Source organism: Cycloclasticus sp. (assembly GCA_040743155.1).
Taxonomy (GTDB): Bacteria; Pseudomonadota; Gammaproteobacteria; order Methylococcales; family Cycloclasticaceae; genus Cycloclasticus.
On record JBFLJU010000001.1, the window covers coordinates 82,894 to 99,363 of the forward strand.

Here is a 16,470-nt window from a genome sequence, read left to right on the forward strand (position 1 = left end):
GCTGAGTTTTAAAGCAAGTTGCGTTTTTAACATAAGAAATGGAGAGCAAGTATGTCAGTTAACGAAGGAGCTGATGCCACGATAAAGTGGCCAGCAAAAACAAACCATGTGCCGAAAGAAGTATTCGAGAAAGAAGGCTTGTGGGAAAAAGAGTTAGAAGCTATTTTTTATGCAGAAGAATGGCATCCCATCGTTCATCGTGCAGAAATTCCTGAACCAGGGGATTACAAAGCGGCGCAAATAGGTGAAATTAACATTTTTGCGGTGCACGGCAATGATGGGGAGATAAGGGTTTTTCAAAACACCTGCACTCATCGGGGTACGTCGTTAGTAACGGAAAGCTCTGGCAATAAAAAAGAGTTTGAGTGTCCCTATCACCGTTGGTTGTTTAGTTTGGAGGGTGAGTTGGTCGGTTGCCCTAATAGTCGCGAGTTTTCGCCAGATTTTGATGTAAAAGATTATGGCCTAATGACATTACGTGTAGAAGAGTTTTATGGTTTGTACTTCGTCACGATGAGCGATAAGACGCCAGCCTTGAAGGAATATTTTGGTAAAAGTTTTTATGAGCCTTTGCAGCGACTCTTAGGTGGTGACGGCCGCTTGAATTTGATTGGCTATCAAAAGGTTACATACGACTGTAACTGGAAGGCTTATTGCGATAATGATGGCTACCATGGAGCCTTATTACATAAAGCGTTTGCGATGTTAAATTGGCAAGGAGGTAAGGGAACACAAATTGTGACGGAAAACGGGCACTTGTGCTTCGATTCTGAGCTAACGATTCCTGATAAAGTAGATGCTCTGGAAGATGGCTCAATTCTTGATTTTAAAGGGACGGAAACCAGCAATGGTTCTATTGTGTTGATGTCATTCCCGATAACGGTCTATACCAAGCACATGGATATGTTAAATATTCGTTATTCTTTCCCTAAAGGCACTAAAGGGGTTGAGGTTCATTATGCGTATTTCTCACATCAAGACGATGATGATGAAATGGTCAGGCATCGCGTCCGGCAGTCGAGTAATTTATTAGGCCCTTGTGGTTTAATCAGCATGGAAGATGCCTCGGTTTTTTCACGTATCGATAAGGGCAATAAAACTCATGGTAACGCTATTTTTCAAAAAGGCGTTAAAGATGAATACGCTATCCCATTAGCTGTTGGGCAGACGGATGAAACAGGGAATTTGGCTCGTTGGGAGCGTTATAGAGCACTAATGGGTTTTGAAAGGAGTCCAGCATGAAAAAAGTTTCGTTAGCTAATAAAAAACTCATTGAAGATTTAAATAGTGACTATATCAGTGCGCTAAATGACTTTAATATGGATAACTGGTTGCGCTGCTTTAGCGAGCAAGGGCAGTATATTTTGAACTCTGAAGAGAACGTGCGTAGAGGTCTGCCAGTTGCGTTTATGTTGGATGATTGTTATGCACGGTTGAAAGACCGGGTAAAGCAAGTGATGGAGATTCAATACGACTCATCTGAACATTATCAGATGCGCCATTTCACCCAGCTGATCTCTGTTGCAGAGCAAGCCGATGGTAGCTTTCAGGCGAGCCATAACTTGTCTGTTTATTACACTCCCAAAGATACGCATCAAACGGCAACGCTTTGTGTGGGAAGCTATAAGGACACCATCGTGATAGAAAATGAAGAAGCTAAGTATCTGAAGAAACTAGCGGTTGTTGATACCAATGTGTTGCCGCGTTACGTTATCTACCCTGTTTAAATTAAGTTAACCAACGTCATTGGGCCGGTGTTTCCACCGGCCCAATTTGGTCTCTCGAGGACTTTAAAACACCTTAGGTGCTTGCAATGTCGATGGGCTCTTCGATGTCTTCCCCGAGCCAGTCCGGCCAGCCAGCGGCCTTATTTGCTTCTCGTGCGAGAACCCTTTCTTCAGGTGTGGCGCGGGTCAAATCCCATTCTTTTAGTTTTGGCTGTGCGTAAAACTTAAACCAAATGGGTGGGATTAACGCCGCATTAAAGGATAGAAACATACTGGGGCCTTGTGGGCCATCTGGATTTGGCTTTAATTCATAAAAGGGGATGTATGAGTCTAGGTGGTGATCATTATGGTTTGAAATTTCATAAGCGAGCGGGCGAATAATATAGGATAAATGATTCCAAATATGACGTGACTCGTAGGGCTTACCAATAACGCGGACTAGACCGTTATGTTGGAAATAGTTAAAGCCTTCGGCGAATAATTTTGCCAACATTAAAGCGATAATGGTCATGCCCATTGCATAAATGCCACCAAACCAAGTCACGACGCCTATGAGTACCGAGACTTGAACGATCGCGCGGACTAATCGACCGGTGGGTGACCAGATGCTTTTATTGGTCTTTTTGCACATCTCACGTTCTGCGTGGATGAAGTCTTTATAGCTGCCAAATGAGGCTCTAAACATGTAACTGTAAATTATCTCACCCCGTCTAGCGGTATCAGAGTCCTCCGGTGTGGCAAGATTTATGTGGTGGTTATGGATATGAGCGACATCCCGCGTTGGGTCTAAGAAAAAAGTGCCAAGCAATGTGGCGAGGTAGCGGCCAAAATCTCTGCGGTGCATTAGCTCGTGGGTGACGGGCACATTTGGCATCGCGCCTAGAAGTCCCAATGAAAATACAGCGCCAATCATATCTATCACTGGAATAGAGCCCGATGCTTGAACGGTCGTATTGATCCAATGTACGAAGGCAGTATACAAGGCAATCATAATAAACAAGTGGAGGTAAAGAGGGATGTTGACGATAAAAGGATGGTTTATTTTACGCATGTTAAGGTCAGGTTTTGCTAGTACATCCAGTAGTGTGATGGGCATCAGCAAGCCAATGCCAGTCCAAACCCAATGCCCTCCTTGTGTAAAGCCTAATATGGCAATACAAACAATTGCCGTGCCAAAGTAATATCGTAAATAATCCATGCTATTCCTCCGTTGAAATGTGATGTTTCTTATTTTGACCAAAAATTAAGCTACCACAGCGCACAGTAGATAACTAACATTTGTTTTAATGATTGTGAGCAATGACATCAGCATTATTAGTCGGCTGTTGAAAAGTGACTGTTGTCATTTTGTCTGGATATTAAGCTGTCGCACCGCATTCAAAATAACTAACATTTGTTTAATTAGTGTGAGCAGTGGCATCAGTATAATCAGTTTCTTTTTATATAGGTGTCATGCTAAACAGGACGTTAGGCATTACTACTGAAGGGGAATTAAATGATCAGATATAAGAAACTGGGTTATGTGGCTCTCGGGGTTACAGACCTCGAAAAATCAATTAGCTACTACCGCGACCTAATCGGTTTACAGCTTAACCATCAAGAAGATGGTGTGGCTTATTTCACGTGTAGTGACGACCACCATAACCTTGTGCTATATCAGAGCGCAGTGGCTGGCTTGCAACGTATTTCTTGGGAAGTAGAAAGTGACGCCGAGCTAGATAATGCTGCTGAAACATTTAAAAAACATGGGCTCGACGTTTATGAGTTGCCGGAAGAAGAAAGTGCGGCAATATTCCAAGCGCGCACCTTACGTTTTATAGAGCCGAATGACGGCATTTGCTTCGAGCTGTATAGCCAGCAATATAAGCGAGCTGATCCGTTTAAAGCCACAGTTAGCAAAATTGCGCGTTTAGGCCACGTTGTCGTTAGCTTTTCTGACTGGCATGCAACGATTAAGTTTTTCAGAGACGTGATGAACTTTGATACCTCCGATTCGATTGATGGGTTTATTAATTTTATGCGTTGTTTCCCTAATCCTTATCACCATACCTTTGGTGTTAGTAGCGCCAAATTAAGAGGTGACAGGCCTGGTTTACATCACGTGAACTTTATGGTGACAGACATGGATGATATTGGCCGTGCATTGAATAGATTGCCGGAAAATGATATTCCTATTGTGTTTGGTCCTGGACGTCATCCACCATCGGGTAGTATTTTTTATTACTTTCTTGACCCCGATGGAATGACAGTTGAGTACAGTTTTGGTATGGAAGAATTTCCAGAGCATAATCCACGTAAGCCACGCTCATTAGAGCCACGTCCAGATTCGGGGGATTACTGGGGCGGGCTGCCCAAAGAAGACTGGGCCAAAAGAGGTGACATACTGCCCGCCAAACCACAATTAATAGGTAAGTTGCTTTAGTTATTGCGACTTAGCTAGTCGTTTAAAATGATTATTGATGTACATACTCATGTCGTACCTGAGAGCTTTCCTGCGTACAGCGGGAAAAATTTAGACGCACGGTGGCCGTCAATGGGCTGTTGTGACCAACCTCATCACCGTGCGGTTTTAATTGGAGGCAAAACCTTTCGCGAGGTGAGTCACCAGTGTTGGGACGTAGCTCAGCGCTTGTCGGATATGCAAGCAGAAGGGGTTAGTCGGCAAGTATTATCACCAATGCCCGAGTTGTTATCTTATTGGTTTGACATTGATGATGCCATCCGCATGTGTGCGCACATTAATTCGAGTATTGCTCATATGGTGAGCAGTTCGCCGAATGACTTTTACGGCTTAGGCATGGTGCCCTTGCAAGACCCTGAACGAGCAGCCGAAGCAATGTCGCGGTTACGGGATGAGTATGGTTTAGTTGGGATTGAAGTGGGTACCAATATTAATGGTCGGCCTATCGGTGATCCATTTTTTGAACCTATCTTTGCCGCAGCCGTTAAGCATGATTTATCCATTTTTATTCACCCGCTGCACCCTGCGGGTGTTGAGCGTATTGTAGGCCCAGCCGCAATGTCTGCGTTGGTTGCCTTTCCAAATGAAACGGCTTTCGCCGCAGCGTCCTTAGTCAGTGGCGGCATGTTAACTAAGTACCCAGAACTACGAGTGGGCTTAAGCCATGGCGGCGGAACATTTGCTTTAATGCTGCCACGGATGATGCACGGCTGGAAAACTATGGGTAACCATTTGTTTAATGAGTCACCGATTGAGATCGCTAAGCGGCTTTATTTCGATACCTTGGTGTACGACAACGAGACCCTTAAATACCTCATCAAATCATTCGGTATCAAGCAGTTGATGCTGGGTTCTGATTACCCTTTTGTTATTCGCGAAAAATCACCCGGCAAGCGAATACAGTCATTAGGGCTAAATGAGCAAGAGATGGCGCTATTGCTATCAAAAAATGCACTGCGCTTTTTGGGCAGTGTTAAATAATGTTAACCCAACTTAGGAATCAATAAATGGAAATTAATGCGGCTATTGTGCGAGAAAGTAAAGGTGAATTTAAACTGGAGTCTCTTGAGTTAGCAGAACCTTCAGCTGATCAAATTTTAGTAAAAATAGTAGCCGTGGGGCTTTGCCACACAGACTTAACTTGTCGTGATCAAGCATACCCAGTCCCTTTGCCAATGGTTTTCGGGCACGAAGGCTCTGGTATTGTCGAGAAAGTTGGCGCCAATGTAACGAAGGTAGAGCCAGGCGATCACGTGGTTCTTACATTCTATACCTGCGGCCATTGCGAGGCGTGTTTGAATGGTGAACCTGCACGTTGTGAGGCAGCGTTTGAACCGAATTTTTTAGGCAAAGCTGTTGATGGGAGTTGTACGATTCATGACCACTCAGGTGATGAAATTGGCTCCAGCTTCTTTGGACAATCATCTTTTGCCAACTATGTGCTTTCTTACGAGCGCAATACAATAAAAGTGCCTAAAGATGTGCCTCTGGAGCTATTGGGCCCCTTAGGCTGTGGCGTGCAAACAGGTGCAGGTTCGGTCCTTAATGCGTTAAACCCTGCTGCGGGTAGTGCCATTGCTATTTTTGGTGCCGGTGCCGTTGGCCTGTCAGCGGTGATGGGCGCTGCGGTCGCTAACTGCACAACAATTATTGCCATTGATGTTAAGGAAAACCGTTTAAAGTTGGCGAAAGAACTCGGTGCCACTCATGTCATTAATGCCGCTGAAATGGATCCGGTTGACGAAATTAAAAAATTGACCGGTTCAGGGATAGCGTATGTGCTTGAAACCAGTGGTGTGCCGGATGTGTTGGTTCAAGCGATTACTTGTTCAAAACCTGGGGGCGAAATAGGTATCGTTGGTTCGCCGGCGCTAGGTGTGACGATACCGGTAGATGTTAGCTTTATGTTGGATAACCGGACTTTGCGAGGCATCATCCAAGGGCAGTCTAATTTTGATGTTTTTATTCCTCGCTTAATCGAGTTGTATAAACAAGGTAAGTTTCCATTTGATAAATTAATAACATTTTATGAATTCGACCAAATTAACCAAGCGGCGGCGGATTCCGAGAAAGGTAAAACACTTAAGGCGGTGATGCGAGTTAAATAAAGCACGAGTAGTTGCTGCTAAGGCCGAGGTGTTAAAGCCTCGGTTTTTTTATACCTAAAATTTATATGAGAGATTTGAGGCAGGTTGTTATCGACTGCTATCATGATTTACTAGTTAGGTCGCGAACTAGTAGTATGCTTAGGATAGTCGTATAGTTTAACGCTGAGTAGTTTCCATATCTAAAAAAAACAAGAAGGGGAATGTATGCAGTTGTTGGTTGTTCCATTGCGAAGTGCGCTAGTGTGGGCTGTTATTCTAATGTGTGTGCTTTCCAATAATGCTTTTGCAGGCGGCGGGTATTTTTCCCTCGGTTACGGGCACGTCGCGAAACAAACCGCAGGAGCGGTAACGGCTGTTGCGGAAGATGCGTTTGCAGGCGCGTCTAACCCGGGAAAGTTGACGGCGGCAGGTAACCAATTCGAAGTGGGTGCAGAACTATTTAACCCTCATCGAAAAGTAAAACGCAGCGATTCCGGTACGCCGTTTGATTTCTCATCAAACAGTCGGAATTCCTTTTTTATCATTCCCGAATTTGCTTTTTCACACCAACTAGACGATACCTTAGCAATCGGCATAACGGCGTATGCAAATGGGGGCTTGAATAGCGAGTACGCGAATACCACAGAGGTTCCTGGAACCAATGCTAACCCAGCTGAATGTGGGGCGAAACAGGGTAACTTTTTTACCGGCTGTGATGAGGCAGGGTTTGATTTAGCTCAATTAATTATCGCGCCGACGATTGCATGGGAGTTTTCCCCTGGTTATAGCTTTGGATTTTCCCCGTTGATTGCTTTGCAGCGATTTGAAGCGTTTGGTTTGCACGGGTTTGCTCCGTTATCAAAATACCCTGATAAATTAACAAATAATGGCCATGATATTGCTTTTGGTGCAGGCGTTCGTGTGGGTTGGTATGGTGAGGTGAGGCCTTGGTTATCGCTAGGTGCTGCTTATTCGTCGAAGGTGTATATGCAAGAGTTTGATAAATATAAGGGGCTCTTTGCCGAAGGCAGTTTTGATATACCCGCTAATTACAGTATTGGCGTGGCGATGCGGCCCAATGTTGACTGGATTATTGCACTGGATATACAGCGAGTAGAATTTTCTGAGGTGAAAGCTCTGGGCAATAGCGTATTGAATTCGTTGTCGCCAAGTGCGCCACCCATTGGCAGTGATTCAGGAAGTGCATTCGGTTGGCAGCGCAATCAAACAAATTATAAGTTGGGTGCGACTTATATTGCGTCGTCTCAGTTAACATTAAGAGCCGGTTACGCCTATGGCGAGAGGCCGAATGATAATGATATTAATGCCACGAGTTTTAGTTTATTGACGCCTAACCCGATACATCAAGCAAGTATTGGCTTGAGCTGGAAAAGTGAGCATGGCGATGAGCTGCACCTTGGTTTTGAGCATTATTTCAAGGAAACATACCGTGGTCCTTCTGCTCTTTTTCCCGGCGCGAGTGAATCTTTGACGCCTTACGTCAATGCGTTCCACATCGCTTATACATGGGCCCTATAGCGCTAAAATAAGGCGGCGAAACGTTTGCAGCTTTCAGTGATATCAGCCGCGGCAAAAACGTTATCAACGACGGCGAGGTTGTCGGCGCCATTGATGACCAACGGCTTTGCATTATCGTGATTTATTCCGCCAATGGCCACGACTGGGATAGACAGATTTTTTTTTGCCTTGGCTAACGTTTGAAGCGTGGCTAATGGTGCGCCGGGTTTTGTCGATGACTTAAAAAAGCGCCCAAATGCAACATAGTTGGCACCTTGTTCTTCAGCTAGTACAGCGAGCGATACATGGTGATGGCAGGTCGCGCCTATGATGGCGTTCGCACCTAATAGTTTTCTTGCGTGCTGAATGCTGCCGTCACCTTGGCCAAGGTGAACGCCCTCGGCGTTACATGCTAAAGCGAGTTGAGGATCGTCATTAATGATCAAAGGCACCTTGTAGCGGAAGCACAGTTGATGGATATCCTTTGCCCTTCGCAAGCGCTGTTTGGGGGGGCTTGTTTTATCTCTGTATTGCAGTAGCACGGCGCCGCCGCGCAATGCGAGTTCAACTTTTTTTAATAATAAATCGCTATCGCTGATGCTGGGTGTAATGGCGTATAAGCCTTTTTGAAGCAAATTGTTCATTGCTGACTGCGGTCTGGAAAAGCCTGTCCGCGGCCTAGTTGATGGGCTTGCTTGATGGCTTTGTCGACATATTCCTGTGCGAGTTCGATGCTGTCGGCTATGGCGTGGCCTTTAGCCATTAATGCTGCAATGGCCGAAGCCAAGGTGCAGCCAGTGCCGTGAAACTCACCAGCTTGTCGCGGCCATACGCTCGTTCGACGTATTTGCTTGTCGTGAAATAAGCTGTTTTTTATCGTCGCCGTCGACTCATGCCCGCCGGTGATTAGCACGTAGTGTGCGCCTTGAGCTAGCAAATCAAGCCCAAGCTCGGCAGTGCTTGTTGTTTTTGCTCGGCCAGATAATTGAGCGGCTTCTAGCGTATTAGGCGTTAACACGGTCGTTAATGGAATAAGCGTGTCTTTTATAACGTGAATTAATTCAGTGTTGGCAAGTGATGTGCCATCGCCACAGGCAAGCACCGGATCAAAAACAACCGGAATATCAGGGTGCGATTTGAGAATCTCGACGATGGCGTTAACGACATTAACCGAACCGGTTAAACCGATTTTAATAACGGCGATAGGCATATCGTTAAATAGAGCATTCGCCACATCAGTGATGTGGGCAGCATCCAGTGGTATAAGGCGGTGTACGGTACTGGAATCTTGCACGGTTAAGCAGGTCAAAATCGAGCAGGGGTGGCAGCCAAAGTGAGCCAGCACTTCAGCATCGGCCTGTATGCCCGCGCCGCCGGTTGGGTCGTGCCCAGAAAGGCTGAGTACGATAGGTTTTACCGGTGAGTTTTTTGAAGAGTATGGCAAATAAGTGTTGTGTTGGCAGATGTTTAACGGGATGTTAGAGGAATAAATTGATAACAACAAGTGCCTGTTTTGTAGTAAAAGCGTAAAATGATGGGTCAATATAATAGACCACGTACCGAACAATGGCGCAAACAGAAAAACACACCCAGCTTTTAGATTTACTAAAGCAACGCATCTTAATGCTAGACGGTGCGATGGGAACGATGATTCAAGCATATAACTTTAGCGAAAGCGATTATCGGGGTGAGCGTTTTTCTGATTGGCCCAGTGACGTAAAGGGCAATAACGATTTATTGTCACTAACGCAGGCTGACACGATAAGGGCGATTCATTTGGCGTACCTAGAAGCCGGCGCAGATATTATTGAGACCAATACGTTTAATTCAACGCGCGTGGCAATGGCCGATTACGATATGGAGGATTTATCGTATGAAATTAATGAAGAATCTGCCCGTATTGCGCGAAAAGCGGCGGATGATATTGAGGCTAAGTACCCAGAAAGAACATGTTTTGTTGCGGGTGTCCTCGGCCCCACAAATCGTACCGCGAGTATTTCACCCGATGTAAATGACCCGGCGTTTAGAAACATCAGTTTTGACGAGCTTGCTGAAGCTTATACAGAGTCGATCGATGCTTTGATCAAAGGGGGTGCGGACATTTTGTTAGTAGAAACTATTTTCGACACGCTTAATGCGAAAGCAGCGCTGTTTGCGATAGAAGAATACTTTGACGCGCATGGCGTGCAATATCCAGTGATGATCTCAGGCACCATCACTGATGCATCTGGTAGAACCCTATCCGGCCAGGTGACAGAAGCATTTTGGAATTCGGTTCGTCACGTAAAACCCATTAGCATTGGCTTTAACTGCGCCTTGGGTGCGGAAGAGCTACGTCAATACGTTGAGGAGTTATCGCGCGTTGCTGATACCTATATTAGCGCACACCCCAATGCTGGCTTGCCGAATGAATTTGGCGGTTACGATGAAACCCCAGAAGATATGGCGGGGCACATCGGCGAATGGGCGCAGAGTGGTTTCTTAAATATTATTGGCGGTTGTTGTGGCACCTCACCAGAATTTATCACGGCGATGAAAGAGGCGGTGAGTGAGAGTGCGCCTAGAGCGATTCCTGACATTGAGGTTGCTTGTCGCTTATCGGGTTTAGAGCCGTCGAATATTTATAACGATTCGCTGTACGTCAATGTCGGTGAGCGGACCAATGTGACCGGCTCAGCTCGGTTTAAACGCTTGGTTAAAGAACAAGACTACGAAACCGCCTTAGATGTTGCGCGTCAACAAGTTGAAAGTGGCGCACAGGTTATCGACATTAATATGGACGAAGGCATGCTGGAGTCTAAAGCTGCGATGGTTCGCTTCTTAAGCCTGATTGCGGCAGAACCGGATATTTCCGTGGTGCCGGTGATGATTGACTCGTCTAAGTGGGACATTTTAGAAGCGGGTTTAAAATGCGTGCAAGGCAAGGCCATTGTTAACTCGATCAGCCTAAAAGAAGGCGAAGAAAACTTCATTAATCAAGCGAAAACCATTATGCGTTATGGCGCGGCGGTTATCGTGATGGCGTTTGATGAAAACGGGCAAGCCGATACTTTTGAGCGTAAAGTTGACATTTGTACGCGAGCTTATAAGGTGCTGACCGAAAAAGCAGGCTTCCCAGCAGAAGACATTATTTTTGACCCGAATATTTTTGCGGTAGCAACGGGCATCGATGAGCACAATAATTACGCCGTTGATTTTATCGAAGCGACGCGCGTTATTAAGCAAACCTTACCGCACGCGATGGTGTCGGGTGGGGTATCGAACGTGTCGTTCTCATTTCGAGGTAACAACACGGTACGTGAAGCGATACACGCTGTGTTTTTATATCATGCGATTAAAGCCGGTATGGACATGGGCATTGTTAACGCAGGGCAATTGGCGGTGTATGACGATATTCCCAAAGAGCTACGCGAGTGCGTTGAAGACGTAATTCTAAATCGCACCCCTGCACAGGGTGACAGCGCAACCGAGAATTTATTAGCGGTGGCTGAAAAGTACCTTGATGGTGATTCTGAGGCGGCGGTAAAAGAAGCGGCCGAATGGCGCTCGTGGCCGGTAAAAAAACGCTTGGAACACGCTTTAGTAAAAGGTATTACCGAGTTTATTGAAGAAGACACCGAGCTGGTTCGCCAAGAGGTTGAGCGTCCCTTGCACGTGATTGAAGGGCCGTTAATGGACGGTATGAACGTGGTGGGTGACTTGTTCGGAGAGGGCAAAATGTTTTTGCCGCAGGTGGTGAAATCTGCCCGTGTGATGAAAAAAGCGGTGGCCTACTTGATGCCGTTTATGGAAGAAGAAAAAGGCGATGTGATTAGCAGTAACGGCAAAATATTAATGGCAACCGTTAAAGGCGACGTGCACGATATCGGCAAAAATATTGTCGCGGTGGTGTTGCAATGTAACGGCTTTGAAGTGATTGATATTGGCGTTATGGTGCCAGCGGATACCATTTTAAAACAAGCGCGAGAGCACAACGTGGACGCGATTGGTCTGAGTGGTTTAATTACCCCATCACTCGATGAAATGGTGCACATGGCGAAAGAAATGGAACGTCAAGGGTTTAAAGTGCCGCTGATGATTGGTGGTGCAACGACCTCGCGTGCACACACCGCGGTAAAAATAGAGCCAAATTATCACGGTGCCAGTGTTTACGTCACCGATGCGTCAAGGTCGGTGGGCGTGTTAACGAAATTGTTAGATAAAAACGCGGCAAATGATTATCAGCAAAAAGTGCGCGATGAATACGCGGAGGTTCGTGAGCGTCACAAAGGGCGTCAATCAACCAAGCGCCAGCTGAATATAGACGATGCACGTAATAATGCCACGATCCTTGATTGGGACAGTTATACGCCGGTCAAACCAAGCTTTTTGGGCACCAAGGTGCTTAATGAGTTTCCGCTAGAGGAGATTGCCGAATTTATCGATTGGTCGCCATTTTTCCATACATGGGAACTGGCGGGCAGCTACCCTAAAATTTTGGACGATGAAATTGTCGGTGTGCATGCCAAAGATCTATTTAAAGACGCGCAAGCGATGTTGAAAAAAATCATTGATGAGAAATGGTTAACAGCGCGTGCTGTATTCGGCTTTTATCCAGCGAATAGTCGCACCGATGATGTTGTTATTTATGATGATGAATCGCGGACAAAAGAAACGACGGTATTGCATCATCTTCGTCAACAAAATATCAAGCCGCCGGGCCGTAAAAATTACTGTTTATCAGACAATGTGGCACCTGAAAACTCAGGCGTTAATGACTACGTGGGTGGGTTCGCTGTAACAGCCGGCATTGGTATTGAAGAGCACGTCACGCGCTTTGAGGCAGAGCATGATGATTATCAATCCATCATGGTCAAAGCGTTAGCAGACCGTTTAGCCGAGGCGTTTGCTGAATGCTTGCATCAACGAGTTAGAAAAGATTATTGGGGTTATGCGGCAGATGAATTATTGGATAATGATGAATTAATTAAAGAAGGTTATAAGGGGATTCGTCCTGCGCCTGGTTATCCGGCATGTCCCGACCACACAGAAAAAGCGACCTTGTTTTCATTACTCAATGCGACAAAAGAAGTGGGCATTGAGCTAACCACAAGCTTTGCCATGTATCCAACAGCGGCGGTCAGCGGCTGGTATTTTGCACACCCTGAAGCAAACTATTTTAACGTGGGTAAACTAAAGAAAGACCAAGTCGAAGATTACGCTGAGCGTAAAGGTGAATCGGTGGATTATGTTGAACGTTGGTTGGCGCCAAGTCTAGCTTATGACCCAGATGACAATTGAGTTAGAGTCAAATGTCGTAGATTGTATTGGCTCAGCTGAGAACGCTCAGCTAGCCTATACAGCCTTAACTTTTTACACAACCGATGGTTGTCATTTGTGCGAAGAAGCGATCGTTCTTCTGAGGCAGCTATTGGCGCAATACCCAGACCGCTTTTCAATTGAGATAGTTGATATTATTGAGTCTGAGGAACTTGTTGAGCGATACGGAACTCGTATTCCCGTTGTCATGAAAAATGACGTGCAGAACGATTTAGGTTGGCCTTTCAGCTATGCTGAATTACTCGGTTTTGTTGCTCTACATTAATTTAAACTTGGCCTTAGTCTGATGCTCTTGCCCTGTTAGACTACCTCTATGTATTTAGACTATTTCGGACTAACCAAGCAGCCTTTCGGGATTACCCCTGATACTTCATTGTTTTTTAAGGGCGCTGAGCGGGGCGAAATTCTAGAGGCGATTTTATATGCGTTGAACTCTGGCGAAGGCATCATCAAAGTAGTGGGTGAAGTGGGTAGCGGTAAGACAATGCTCTCTCGTATGCTGACTAAAAAGGTGTCAGATAATACGGTTTTTGTTTTTTTATTAAATCCAAGTATTCAGGCAGAGCAAGTGTTTTATGCGATTGCTTATGACCTGGGTTTAACGGTTGATGAGAGCAATCAATCGATTCAAGTGCTGCATTTGCTCCAGAAAAAGCTGTTTCAGTTATACGAAGAAGGTAAAAAAGTTGTTCTAGTTATTGACGAAGCGCAACAAATGCCACTGGCAACCTTGGAAGAAATTCGCCTGTTGAGTAACTTAGAAACGGAAACTGAAAAACTATTGCAAATCATTATGTTTGGCCAGCCTGAACTGGATGAGCATATTGATACGCCAAGCGTTCGACAGTTGCGAGAAAGAATTACCTATAGCTTTTACCTAAGCCCATTAACCTGGAATTTGGCAGAAACTTATTTGACGTTTCGGCTTGAAAAAGCGGGTCATCAAGGGCGAGGAATTTTTAAACAAGCGGCGATCAAGCTGCTCACTAAAAGCTCACATGGAACATTACGCCGTTTGAACGTGTTGGCAGATAAGGCGCTTTTAGCGGCTTTTCTAGATAAGAATGCGGTGGTTGAAGCGAAGCACGTGAAAATTGCGCTACAAGATAGCAACAAGGGGCAAGGGAAAAATTACACCAGTACAATTGCTGCGGTATTAAGTGTGGTCGCGGTTTTACTGGGTGTAGGGGTGTTTTATTGGCTAGTTCAGTTTGAGCCGCAAGCGTCGTCAATGGCGGCTAAACGCATTGTTGATAAGCCTATTGTGCCAAGGGCTAGTGAACGGGTTATTAAGGTGAATGCGAGTAATGCATTGCTGGAAAATAAATTGGGTAGCTTTGGCATATGGCAGCAGCAAACGAACAGTAAATACACCATTCGCTTATTATCTGCGTCGGGCGATAAGGCGCCGTTAGTTGAGGGTTTTCTTCGAAGCGTACAGAACCTAGGTGATATTGATCGCCTGAATGTCGCCCAGCTGACGCTTAAAAGTAAAGATTATGTTGTGTATTACGGTGAATTCTCTCAATATTCAGATGCCTTGAAGGTGCTAAATACACTGCCCAAGAAGCTAACGAAATTTTCACCTTATATTAGCGCTATTCCTAAATAAAAACTCCCAGTAAAAACATTGGCTTAATCTTTTTTTGAGGTGTGATTTATGGCTGAATTAGTCTAAACTTTGCTGAAATAAATAATAAAGATACATGGACTTGTTATGACGATACGCTCTGCTGCGCTATTGGCGGGTAGCTTTTTAGTGTTAGCTGCTTGTGCACCTGCTTCAATAAAAGTTTCTAGCCATCATATTCAAGAAACAGCAAGACCCTCAGGCGAGCCGTTGCCTGTTCTTCAGACGGCGCCGCTGCCAACACCACCATCACACTCTAAACAAGAAGACGTGTTTACTGTGGTCGTCAATGATGTACCCGTTAAGGAGCTGTTATTTGCGATTGCACGTGACGCGAATGTGGAAATTGATATTGCTCAAGATGTCGACGGGCGGGTAACGCTAAATGCGATTGACCGGACATTTGATCAAATTATAAGCCGAGTTAGTCGGCAAGCCGATATCCGTTATAGCGTTGAAAAAGGCGTTGTATTTGTCAAAAAGGATGGCCAATTTCTAAAGCATTACGATGTGGGGTATGTCAACTTAGCCCGAACGAGCGACTCTACCATCGCTATTTCGACCGAGGTCGCTTCAACGGGAGGTACATCAGGTAATTCAAAGGTGGGGAATACTTCGGATACCTCCATTAATAACAAATCGGTGCATCAATTTTGGAAAACCACGGTCGATAATGTTCGTGCGATTCTGCAAGAAGATGAAAAGGTGAGCGCGGAGTTCGTTGCCGTTGCAAAATTAACAGGAGGCCAAACAGAGCGTTCCGTTGAGATGGGAGAGGGCAAGCAGTCTCGAGTGATAGCCAGCCCTGAAAGTGGTTTGCTTAGCGTTTTTGCGACACAAAAACAGCATCATATGGTTGAAAAATACTTAGACTTGACCCTAGCCGGCGTTAAACGGCAAGTCTTTATAGAAGCAACGATTGTTGAAGTGGAACTGAATGATGACTACCAAGCGGGAGTTGACTGGAGTCGTTTAGTGCAGGCAGGGACAGAAGGCTTTAGTGTTTCTCAAGCTTTGCTGGGTACTAATTTAGCTGGGGCACCTGTTACAACATTGACCTATAACAACCCAGGTAGTAAGTACGACCTGAACGCGACGGTTAAGCTGTTAAACCAATTTGGTAATACAAAGGTGCTTTCTTCACCAAAACTAATGGTGCTGAATAATCAAACTGCCTTGCTAAAGGTGGTTGATAATCGTGTTTACTTTACCGTTTCTGTCGAAACGGACACCTCAGAATCGGGCTTGCTTACCCGCACCTTTGAGACCGAAATCCATACCGTTCCCGTGGGCTTGGTGATGAGCGTTACGCCGTATATTTCATCAGAAAATATGGTGACCTTGAACGTTAGACCAACTATTTCTCGAATTTTAAAGTTTGTTGAAGACCCTAATCCAGAGTTGGGCACGGGCGATGCTGCGAGCTTAATTCCTGAGATTTCGGTACGTGAAATCGAGTCTATGTTGCGGGTCAAAAGTGGTGATGTGGCCGTTATTGGCGGCTTAATGCAAGATAATCATCGTTATAGTACTGACGGTGTTCCAGGCTTGTCTAAGATGAACTTTATTGGCGACTTCTTTAGTTATAAGGATAATTCGGTATCGAAATCTGAGCTAGTCATTTTCTTGAAACCGATGGTTGCTGAGAAGCCAACGTTGAATGGGCAGTTTGCCAAATACAAACGTTTTCTAGACGCGCAAGAAAGTAGCGCCGAGTTGGGAAGATAA

13 protein-coding genes are annotated in these 16,470 nt (G+C 45.3%); 10 read left to right on the plus strand and 3 right to left on the minus strand.

Features of this window, described 5'->3' with window-relative positions; genetic code table 11:
- The first annotated feature begins 51 nt into the window (after positions 1 to 51).
- Complete coding sequence (locus tag AB1Y31_00380; protein MEW4981620.1) at positions 52 to 1,242, plus strand: aromatic ring-hydroxylating dioxygenase subunit alpha; 1,191 nt, start codon at positions 52 to 54, stop codon at positions 1,240 to 1,242.
- Positions 1,239 to 1,727: an aromatic-ring-hydroxylating dioxygenase subunit beta gene (locus tag AB1Y31_00385; GenBank protein MEW4981621.1), complete on the plus strand. Its 489-nt coding sequence runs from the start codon at positions 1,239 to 1,241 to the stop codon at positions 1,725 to 1,727. Before AB1Y31_00380 ends, AB1Y31_00385 begins: the two co-directional genes overlap by 4 nt.
- Positions 1,728 to 1,800: 73 nt before the next feature.
- Here AB1Y31_00385 and AB1Y31_00390 read toward each other — a convergent pair whose 3' ends face one another.
- Positions 1,801 to 2,925 carry an alkane 1-monooxygenase gene (locus AB1Y31_00390; GenBank protein MEW4981622.1) on the minus strand — a complete coding sequence of 375 codons (1,125 nt, stop codon included), beginning with the start codon at positions 2,923 to 2,925 and terminating at the stop codon, positions 1,801 to 1,803.
- Between the two features lie 297 nt (positions 2,926 to 3,222).
- Between AB1Y31_00390 and AB1Y31_00395 the strand changes: the two genes are divergently transcribed.
- The 4 genes from AB1Y31_00395 (at position 3,223) to AB1Y31_00410 (ending at position 7,814) form a co-directional block, all read left to right on the plus strand.
- Complete coding sequence (locus tag AB1Y31_00395; protein ID MEW4981623.1) at positions 3,223 to 4,149, plus strand: VOC family protein; 927 nt, start codon at positions 3,223 to 3,225, stop codon at positions 4,147 to 4,149.
- A gap of 27 nt (positions 4,150 to 4,176) precedes the next feature.
- Entirely contained in the window at positions 4,177 to 5,169 is a 993-nt protein-coding gene (locus AB1Y31_00400) for an amidohydrolase family protein (protein ID MEW4981624.1), read from the plus strand.
- 26 nt (positions 5,170 to 5,195) lie between these two features.
- Positions 5,196 to 6,296 carry an NAD(P)-dependent alcohol dehydrogenase gene (locus AB1Y31_00405; GenBank protein ID MEW4981625.1) on the plus strand — a complete coding sequence of 367 codons (1,101 nt, stop codon included), beginning with the start codon at positions 5,196 to 5,198 and terminating at the stop codon, positions 6,294 to 6,296.
- Between the two features lie 204 nt (positions 6,297 to 6,500).
- Complete coding sequence (locus AB1Y31_00410; GenBank protein MEW4981626.1) at positions 6,501 to 7,814, plus strand: TonB-dependent receptor; 1,314 nt, start codon at positions 6,501 to 6,503, stop codon at positions 7,812 to 7,814.
- 2 nt (positions 7,815 to 7,816) lie between these two features.
- On the opposite strand, the gene thiE is transcribed toward AB1Y31_00410, so the two are convergent.
- Entirely contained in the window at positions 7,817 to 8,437 is a 621-nt protein-coding gene (gene thiE / locus AB1Y31_00415) for a thiamine phosphate synthase (GenBank protein MEW4981627.1), read from the minus strand.
- Positions 8,434 to 9,237 (minus strand): hydroxymethylpyrimidine/phosphomethylpyrimidine kinase, encoded by an 804-nt coding sequence (locus AB1Y31_00420; GenBank protein ID MEW4981628.1) that lies wholly within the window; start codon positions 9,235 to 9,237, stop codon positions 8,434 to 8,436. The genes thiE and AB1Y31_00420 overlap by 4 nt, the downstream gene beginning before the upstream one ends.
- Positions 9,238 to 9,359: 122 nt before the next feature.
- On the opposite strand from AB1Y31_00420, the gene metH reads away from it, so the two are divergent.
- The 4 genes from metH to mshL all read left to right on the plus strand — a co-directional run bounded on the left by metH (position 9,360) and on the right by mshL (position 16,470).
- Positions 9,360 to 13,073, plus strand: coding sequence for a methionine synthase (metH, locus tag AB1Y31_00425; protein ID MEW4981629.1), 3,714 nt, complete (start codon positions 9,360 to 9,362; stop codon positions 13,071 to 13,073).
- A complete protein-coding gene (locus tag AB1Y31_00430; GenBank protein ID MEW4981630.1) occupies positions 13,063 to 13,377 on the plus strand; it encodes a glutaredoxin family protein in 315 nt (104 codons plus the stop codon). Before metH ends, AB1Y31_00430 begins: the two co-directional genes overlap by 11 nt.
- Before the next feature lie 48 nt (positions 13,378 to 13,425).
- On the plus strand, positions 13,426 to 14,724 hold the full coding sequence (locus AB1Y31_00435; protein ID MEW4981631.1) for an AAA family ATPase: 1,299 nt from the start codon (positions 13,426 to 13,428) through the stop codon (positions 14,722 to 14,724).
- Positions 14,725 to 14,829: 105 nt separating this feature from the next.
- Positions 14,830 to 16,470, plus strand: a complete 1,641-nt coding sequence (gene mshL / locus AB1Y31_00440) for a pilus (MSHA type) biogenesis protein MshL (protein ID MEW4981632.1) — start codon at positions 14,830 to 14,832, stop codon at positions 16,468 to 16,470.

Excerpts from the sequence above, each read along its gene's own strand:
- AB1Y31_00385 (MEW4981621.1), top strand. The coding sequence starts at position 1,239 with ATGAAAAAAGTTTCGTTAGCTAATAAAAAACTCATTGAAGATTTAAAT.
- AB1Y31_00435 (MEW4981631.1), top strand. The coding sequence starts at position 13,426 with ATGTATTTAGACTATTTCGGACTAACCAAGCAGCCTTTCGGGATTACC.
- AB1Y31_00410 (MEW4981626.1), top strand. The coding sequence starts at position 6,501 with ATGCAGTTGTTGGTTGTTCCATTGCGAAGTGCGCTAGTGTGGGCTGTT.
- mshL (MEW4981632.1), top strand. The coding sequence starts at position 14,830 with ATGACGATACGCTCTGCTGCGCTATTGGCGGGTAGCTTTTTAGTGTTA.
- metH (MEW4981629.1), top strand. The coding sequence starts at position 9,360 with ATGGCGCAAACAGAAAAACACACCCAGCTTTTAGATTTACTAAAGCAA.
- thiE (MEW4981627.1), bottom strand. The coding sequence starts at position 8,437 with ATGAACAATTTGCTTCAAAAAGGCTTATACGCCATTACACCCAGCATC.
- AB1Y31_00390 (MEW4981622.1), bottom strand. The coding sequence starts at position 2,925 with ATGGATTATTTACGATATTACTTTGGCACGGCAATTGTTTGTATTGCC.
- AB1Y31_00400 (MEW4981624.1), top strand. The coding sequence starts at position 4,177 with ATGATTATTGATGTACATACTCATGTCGTACCTGAGAGCTTTCCTGCG.
- AB1Y31_00395 (MEW4981623.1), top strand. The coding sequence starts at position 3,223 with ATGATCAGATATAAGAAACTGGGTTATGTGGCTCTCGGGGTTACAGAC.
- AB1Y31_00430 (MEW4981630.1), top strand. The coding sequence starts at position 13,063 with ATGACAATTGAGTTAGAGTCAAATGTCGTAGATTGTATTGGCTCAGCT.
- AB1Y31_00380 (MEW4981620.1), top strand. The coding sequence starts at position 52 with ATGTCAGTTAACGAAGGAGCTGATGCCACGATAAAGTGGCCAGCAAAA.
- AB1Y31_00405 (MEW4981625.1), top strand. The coding sequence starts at position 5,196 with ATGGAAATTAATGCGGCTATTGTGCGAGAAAGTAAAGGTGAATTTAAA.